The sequence below is a fragment of the Pseudomonas sp. TE6283 genome (assembly GCF_054060555.1).
Genome location: NZ_JBSSDH010000042.1, coordinates 1 through 7,114 on the forward strand (window position 1 = coordinate 1; position 7,114 = coordinate 7,114).

The window sequence follows — 7,114 nt, forward strand, 5'->3', positions numbered from 1 at the left end:
TCGACACAGCAGTGCTATGCAGCTGTCTCCAGTAGAGTATGAGAAACGCTATTTTCTGAGCTTGGAGAGTGTCTAGGAAACCAGGGGCGATTCAAGCATTATCTGGGTACTCTTATTCGTGCACAACCTATCGAGCAATCTGCTGTCATCAATTATGCGCAGGGTGCGGCTTGCGGCTTCATTGGGATGAATCATGCCTGAGGCAAAATTCTTTTGACGGCCTTGTGGATGGACCTGTTGGTTTGAGGAAAATCATGGATTCTCTGTATATTACGACACCTATTTATTATGTTAACGATCGCCCTCATTTAGGGCATGCGTACGCGAGTATTCATGCCGATGTGCTGGCGCGTTATTCTCGCTTGGCGGGTCGGGATGTTTTTTTCTTGACCGGTGCCGATGAACATGGCGAGAAAATTGCCAAGGCGGCGGCCGCGAATGGCGAAGGTATACAGGATTTTGTCGATCGCAACGCGGATCTTTTCATGGCTGCTTGGGGGCAACTCGGCGTAGAGCCTACGCAGTTTGTGAGGACCACACTCGCAAGTCACAAGCGTTATGTCTCCACGGCGCTGGCCTTGTTATATGAGAGGGGGGATATCTATCAAGCAGAGTACGAAGGACTTTACTCTGTGGGGCAAGAGCGCTTCGTCACTGAGAAGGAGTTGGTGGGCGGTAAACTTCCGGAGGACAAGGAGCCCCCGGAGTTGAGGCGAGAGGTCAATTATTTTTTCAGAATGGAAAAGTACAGGGGGTGGGTCAAGGATTTTATTGAGTCCAATCCAGGCGTGATTCAACCGGATAATTATGCTAAAGAAATGCTGGTGCTGCTTGAGGAACCTATAGGCGACCTCAGTATTTCACGCCCGAAAAGCAGACTTTCGTGGGGTATCCCATTACCTTGGGATCGCGACCATGTAACCTATGTCTGGTTCGACGCGTTGTTGAGCTACGTTTCCCCATTGGCCGCCCAAGCTGATAGTTTTGAACGCTATTGGCCCTCCGTGCGCCACATTATCGGAAAGGATATCCTCCGCCCCCATACATTGTTCTGGCTTGCCATGTGCAAGGCCTTGGAGCTTTCGCCGTATAGAAAGCTTTACGTATCCGGACATCTGCTGGGTAGTGACGGTTACAAGATGAGCAAGTCTCTAAAAAATGGAGTCGCCCCATTAGTCGCGGCGAATAAATACACGGCCGATGTATTACGATATGTGTTGGTTCGAGAGATACCATTTGGCGTAGATGGAATAATCAGCGACAACGTCATCGAGAACCGTCTGGATAAGGACCTCGCCAATGATCTCGGCAACCTGGTGTCACGCACTCTTACGATGATTGGGCTGTATTGTGATTTTGTCGTGCCAACCTCCCGAGCGCATGGGGCTGACGAAGAGGGATTGATCGAGCAGAGCCGGCAGTTGCAGGAAAGCATCATGGGGTGGGTCGATGATATGAAAATCAGGCTTGCCACAGAAAATATTATGGCCTTCGTGCGGGAGTTGAATCGCTATGTCTCGGCGCGCACGCCATGGAAACTGGCTAAAGATGCATCGAAACGTGATGAGCTCAACGCCGTACTGCAGACACTGCATGAAGGGCTGGTACTGGTTTCGACGCTGCTGAGTCCGGTCATGCCGGAAAAGATGCGTGCTCTGCGCAAGGCACTGGGGGTCGCGGGGCAGCCCGAGAGCTTGAACGAACGCTGGCAGTTTGACAGAGGCGCTTGCGTCACCAGGGAACCTTTCATCTTGTTCGCCAAAGTCGCCAACGAAGGCTGAGCCCCGACGAGTTTTCTTGAGTCTACGGACATCGTCGGGCCTCAAGAGCGACCGCTGCCCACGGCGCGGTCGTTCACCTCTACGACAAGGAGAGCCCGCAGTGCGGGCGTGAGATCTAATGCTCTATCGTCATTTCGAACAGTTGATCAATATTTTTCGCGAGGCCCCCACGGCGAGCCCTCCGGATCGGGTCATGCCATTCTACATTTACTACATACGGCAGGTCTGGCCTAGTTTTGCAGCGCTATTGGTGGTCGGTCTATTTGTTGCCTTGATTGAAGTTTCCCTATTCAGGTATCTGAGCAGGATCATTGATTTGGCTCAAGCGGGCCCTGGTACCGATATCTTCTTCGCTCATGGGGGAGAGCTCGTCTGGATGGCGGTGGTGGCGGTGCTCTTTCGTCCATTGTTTGTCGCTCTGCATGGATTATTGGTGAATCAGGCTATCGGGCCAGGCATGACCAGCCTCATCCGATGGCAGAACCATGATTACGTGCTCAAACAGAGTTTGAACTTCTTCCAGAATGACTTTGCCGGGCGTGTGGCGCAGCGCATCATGCAAACGGGTCATGCACTGCGCGAGTCGACTGTTCAGGCCGTGGATGCGTTGTGGTATGTGTTGATCTACACGACCAGCACCTTGGTGTTGTTCGCAGACGCCGACTGGCGTTTGATGGTTCCTTTGTTGGCATGGATCGCAGGCTACATCGGTGCGCTCATCTATTTCGTGCCGCGTGTCAAGGCACGTTCGGTCGTGTCCTCGGATGCCCGGTCGAAACTCATGGGGCGTATCGTTGACGGCTACACCAACATACTGACCCTCAAGTTGTTCGCTCATACACGTGTTGAGCAGAACTACGCGCGTGAGGCGATTGCCGAGCAGACTGAGAAAACTCAGTTGGCGGGTCGATTGGTAACCAGTATGGACGTGGTCATTACTGGCATGAACGGTTTGTTGATCGTCGCCACCACCGGCTTGGCATTGTGGCTTTGGGCACAATCGATGGTTTCGATAGGGGCTATTGCCCTGGCCACCGGGTTGGTGATTCGTATCGTCAATATGTCTGGTTGGATCATGTGGGTCGTCAACGGCATCTTTGAAAACGTTGGAATGGTTGAAGATGGGCTTCAAACCATTTCCCAACCCTTGAGCGTCACTGACAGTCAGCAGGCTGCACGCCTGGCGCTGGTCAATGGCGAAGTTCGTTTCGAGGATGTCAATTTCCATTACGGCAGGCGTCGCGGCGTGATCGAGAACCTGAATCTGGTTATCAAACCGGGAGAGAAGATAGGGCTGATCGGCCTTTCCGGCGCGGGTAAGTCAACGTTGGTCAATCTATTGTTGCGTCTCTACGATCTGCAGGACGGGCGTATTTTGATCGATAACCAGGACATTGCAGAGGTTAAGCAGGATAGCCTGCGCGAATGCATCGGGGTGATCACTCAGGACACCTCCCTGCTGCATCGCTCCATTCGCGATAATTTGCTTTACGGCAAACCGGGCGCGACCGACGACGAGATATTGGAGGCGCTGCGCAAGGCGCGTGCCGATGAATTCATTCCTCAGCTTTCCGATGGGCTGGGGCGCACCGGGCTTGACGCCCATGTCGGCGAGCGCGGGGTAAAGCTCTCGGGGGGGCAGCGTCAGCGTATAGCGATTGCGCGCGTATTGCTCAAGGATGCGCCCATACTGGTCATGGATGAAGCAACCTCGGCGCTGGACTCGGAAGTCGAGGCAGCGATACAGGAGAGCCTGGAGGTTCTCATGCAAGATAAAACCGTGATTGCCATCGCGCATAGATTGTCTACCATCGCCCGTATGGATCGTCTGGTGGTCCTGGAAAAGGGGCGTATTGCAGAGAGTGGTACCCACAGCGAATTGTTGGCCAAAGAGGGACTCTATTCGCGTCTGTGGCGGCGGCAGACCGAAGGTCTGGTTGCTGTCGATTGACGTGTGGCTTCAGCATCCATGTCGTTTGGGCGCTGAGTGCTGCGCAGTCTGAATCAGGTTGATGCCTGCCCCGGATTACTTGTGGTGGTTGTCCGAGGCCGGCATTTACCGTGCGGCTTCGTCATTGCTTTTGTTGGTCGGTCGTTGCACTATGCGGCCATGATCAATGCATGGCAGGTTTACATGATGTGCCCCTCGATGGACGCCTTAGGCGGGTCATGAGGCCACACGCGTGTAATATCTGACGTGTTCCCCAAGCCCCGCCAGAGATGGACGGGGTTTTTTGTTCTCCGTCTGAAATGCAGATGGAGTATGCGATGTTTGAAATTCGACGAGCCAGTCATGACGACGCCGAGACAGCGTTTGACATTCGCCTTCTAGCGATACGGCATCAGTGCCTCGGTGCCTATACCGAGACGCAGCTTTTGGCCTGGACTGCAGGGGCGGCAGAGGACGGCTATTACAAACTCATGGATAAGCACTTTTATCTGGGGTGTCTGGATGGCGTTCCAGTTGCGACAGGAATGCTTGACCTGGAGAGTTGCGAAATCGGTGCGATATTTGTACATCCTGCGTATATGCAGCAAGGCATCGGTAAAAGGCTGTTAAATTATCTGGAGTGTTTGGCCAGGGCTTTTAGCCTGGAGCAAGTCAGGCTTGATGCGACTTTGAATGCGGCCCCTTTCTATCGGCGATACGGTTTTGCTGGTGAAGCGTGCTCGATCTACCATTCCCCATCCGGGCTGCAACTGGCGTGCGTGCCTATGGTAAAGACGCTCTTGCCGTGACGTGACGAAATCTCCTTCCTCCCGAGCCTTTAGCTCCCACCTTCCTTTCGTCGGACTGCGCTGCGTACTCGGGGTTTTATTTCAGAACGCTTCTCGACGACCCTCGGATGCGCTTCGGATGGCCAGATTGCGCAGGTTGTGCGGCTGCCGCTCTGGTATTGAAGCGCAGGTCCACTGTGCAGCAGGATCAGTAAGTTGTCAGTTTCGATCATTGAGCGTGTTCAAACGCCTGTTTAATGTCGACCTCAGACAAACGACGGGCCCCGCCACGCTGCTGTAGAGGCTTGGTAGAGGTGCCCGCATTCCGTGATCACGCCACCTGTGGAGTCCATCCATGGCTACCGACCGTTACCCGCACCTGCTGGCCCCCCTCGACCTGGGCTTCACCACCCTGCGCAACCGCACCCTGATGGGTTCGATGCACACCGGACTCGAGGAGCGCCCGGGCGGCTTCGAGCGCATGGCCGCGTACTTCGCCGAGCGCGCTCGTGGCGGGGTCGGGCTGATGGTCACCGGGGGCATTGCGCCCAACGACGAAGGCGGCGTGTATTCGGGCGCGGCCAAGCTCAGCACCGAGGAAGAGGCCGACAAGCATCGGATCGTCACCGAGGCGGTGCATGCCGCCGGTGGCAAGATCTGCCTGCAGATCCTGCATGCCGGACGCTATGCCTACAGCCCGAAACAGGTGGCGCCCAGCGCCATCCAGGCGCCGATCAACCCGTTCAAGCCCAAGGAGCTGGACGAGGAGGGCATCGAGAAGCAGATCCGCGACTTCGTCACCTGCGCAAGCCTGGCCCAACGCGCCGGCTACGACGGCGTCGAGATCATGGGTTCGGAAGGCTACTTCATCAACCAGTTCCTCGCCGCCCACACCAACCACCGCACCGATCGCTGGGGCGGCAGCTACGAGAACCGCATGCGCCTGGCGGTGGAGATCGTGAGCCGGGTGCGCGAGTCGGTGGGGCCGAACTTCATCATCATCTTCCGCCTGTCGATGCTCGACCTGGTCGAGGGCGGCAGCACCTGGGACGAGATCGAGTTGTTGGCCAAGGCCATCGAGCAGGCCGGCGCCACGCTGATCAACACCGGTATCGGCTGGCACGAGGCGCGCATCCCGACCATCGCCACCAAGGTGCCGCGCGCGGCGTTCAGCAAGGTCACCGCAAAGCTGCGCGGCGCGGTGAAAATCCCGCTGATCACCACCAATCGCATCAATACCCCGGAGGTGGCCGAGGCGGTGCTGGCGGAGGGAGATGCCGACATGGTCTCCATGGCCCGGCCGTTCCTGGCCGATCCTGACTTCGTCAACAAGGCCGCTGCAGGCCGTGGCGACGAGATCAACACTTGCATCGGCTGCAACCAGGCCTGCCTGGACCACACTTTCGGCGGCAAGCTGACCAGTTGCCTGGTCAACCCGCGGGCTTGCCATGAGACCGAGCTCAACTACCTGCCGGTAAGGGCGGTGAAGCGCATCGCGGTGGTCGGCGCTGGCCCTGCTGGCCTGGCAGCCGCCACCGTGGCCGCCGAGCGTGGTCATGAAGTGACGCTGTTCGATGCCGCAGGCGAGATCGGTGGGCAGTTCAACGTGGCCAAGCGCGTGCCGGGCAAGGAGGAGTTTTACGAGACCCTGCGTTACTTCCGCAACAAGGTGAAGTCCACGGGTGTCGACCTGCGCCTGAATACCCGTGTCGATGTGGCTGCGCTGGTGTCCGGCGAGTTTGACGAGATCATCCTGGCCACCGGCATCGCCCCGCGCACGCCGGCCATTCCCGGCATCGACAACGCCAAGGTGCTGAGCTACCTGGATGTGCTGCTGGAGCGCAAGCCGGTGGGCGAGCGGGTGGCGGTGATCGGTGCCGGTGGCATTGGTTTCGATGTGTCCGAATACCTGGTGCACAAGGGCGTGGCCACCAGTCAGGACCGTGAGGCGTTCTGGAAGGAGTGGGGTATCGACACGCGTTTGCAGGCCCGTGGTGGTGTGGCCGGGGTCAAGGCCGAGCCTCATGCGCCGGCGCGCCAGGTGTACCTGCTGCAACGCAAGAAGACCAAGGTCGGCGATGGCCTGGGCAAGACCACCGGCTGGATTCATCGCACGGGGCTGAAGAACAAGCAGGTGCAGATGCTCAACAGCGTCGAGTACCTGAGCGTGGACGATGCTGGCCTGCATGTGCGGGTTGGCGAGGGCGAGCCGCAGTTGCTGGCGGTGGATAACATCGTCATCTGCGCTGGCCAGGATCCGCTGCGCGAGTTGCATGATGGCCTTGTTGCGGCCGGGCAGTCGGTACACCTGATCGGTGGCGCTGACGTGGCGGCGGAGCTTGATGCCAAGCGGGCGATCAATCAAGGGTCGAGGTTGGCGGCGGAACTGTGATTGTTTGAATTGGTGATTAGCCAACTTTCACAGTTGAGGTGGTAATATACCTTTCCTGTGGAGGTTGGCTTGTCAGTGAGTGACTGTAACAGAAGAAGCATTGCCAGTAGTCTCCACTTACTCCATGTATCTTGATCTTGATCTTGATCTTGATCTTGATCTTGATCTTGATCTTGATCTTGATCTTGATCTTGATCTTGATCTTGATCTTGATCTTGATCTT

At 56.8% G+C, this 7,114-nt stretch carries 5 protein-coding genes; 4 read left to right on the forward strand and 1 reads right to left on the reverse strand.

The window, feature by feature from the left end; translation table 11 throughout:
- Nucleotides 1-254 precede the first annotated feature (254 nt).
- The 4 genes from ACVWZ5_RS25425 to ACVWZ5_RS25440 all read left to right on the forward strand — a co-directional run bounded on the left by ACVWZ5_RS25425 (nt 255) and on the right by ACVWZ5_RS25440 (nt 6,891).
- On the forward strand, nt 255-1,781 hold the full coding sequence (locus ACVWZ5_RS25425; RefSeq protein WP_457340943.1) for a class I tRNA ligase family protein: 1,527 nt from the start codon (nt 255-257) through the stop codon (nt 1,779-1,781).
- A gap of 118 nt (nt 1,782-1,899) precedes the next feature.
- Nucleotides 1,900-3,732 (forward strand): ABC transporter ATP-binding protein, encoded by a 1,833-nt coding sequence (locus ACVWZ5_RS25430; RefSeq protein WP_457340944.1) that lies wholly within the window; start codon nt 1,900-1,902, stop codon nt 3,730-3,732.
- Nucleotides 3,733-4,049: 317 nt separating this feature from the next.
- The gene (locus ACVWZ5_RS25435; RefSeq protein WP_062575697.1) at nt 4,050-4,520 is read left to right on the forward strand and encodes a GNAT family N-acetyltransferase; all 471 of its coding nucleotides are present in this window, start codon (nt 4,050-4,052) and stop codon (nt 4,518-4,520) included.
- Between the two features lie 334 nt (nt 4,521-4,854).
- Complete coding sequence (locus ACVWZ5_RS25440; RefSeq protein WP_062573353.1) at nt 4,855-6,891, forward strand: NADPH-dependent 2,4-dienoyl-CoA reductase; 2,037 nt, start codon at nt 4,855-4,857, stop codon at nt 6,889-6,891.
- Here the strand turns inward: ACVWZ5_RS25440 and ACVWZ5_RS25445 are convergent.
- Nucleotides 6,861-7,114, reverse strand: a 254-nt coding sequence (locus tag ACVWZ5_RS25445) for a hypothetical protein (protein WP_457340945.1), incomplete at its 5' end; no start/stop codon positions are given. The two genes, ACVWZ5_RS25440 and ACVWZ5_RS25445, sit on opposite strands and share 31 nt — an antisense overlap.

Bases quoted from the DNA above. Each gene is read 5' to 3' on its own strand.
- ACVWZ5_RS25425 (WP_457340943.1), top strand. From the start codon at position 255: ATGGATTCTCTGTATATTACGACACCTATTTATTATGTTAACGATCGC.
- ACVWZ5_RS25430 (WP_457340944.1), top strand. From the start codon at position 1,900: ATGCTCTATCGTCATTTCGAACAGTTGATCAATATTTTTCGCGAGGCC.
- ACVWZ5_RS25440 (WP_062573353.1), top strand. From the start codon at position 4,855: ATGGCTACCGACCGTTACCCGCACCTGCTGGCCCCCCTCGACCTGGGC.
- ACVWZ5_RS25435 (WP_062575697.1), top strand. From the start codon at position 4,050: ATGTTTGAAATTCGACGAGCCAGTCATGACGACGCCGAGACAGCGTTT.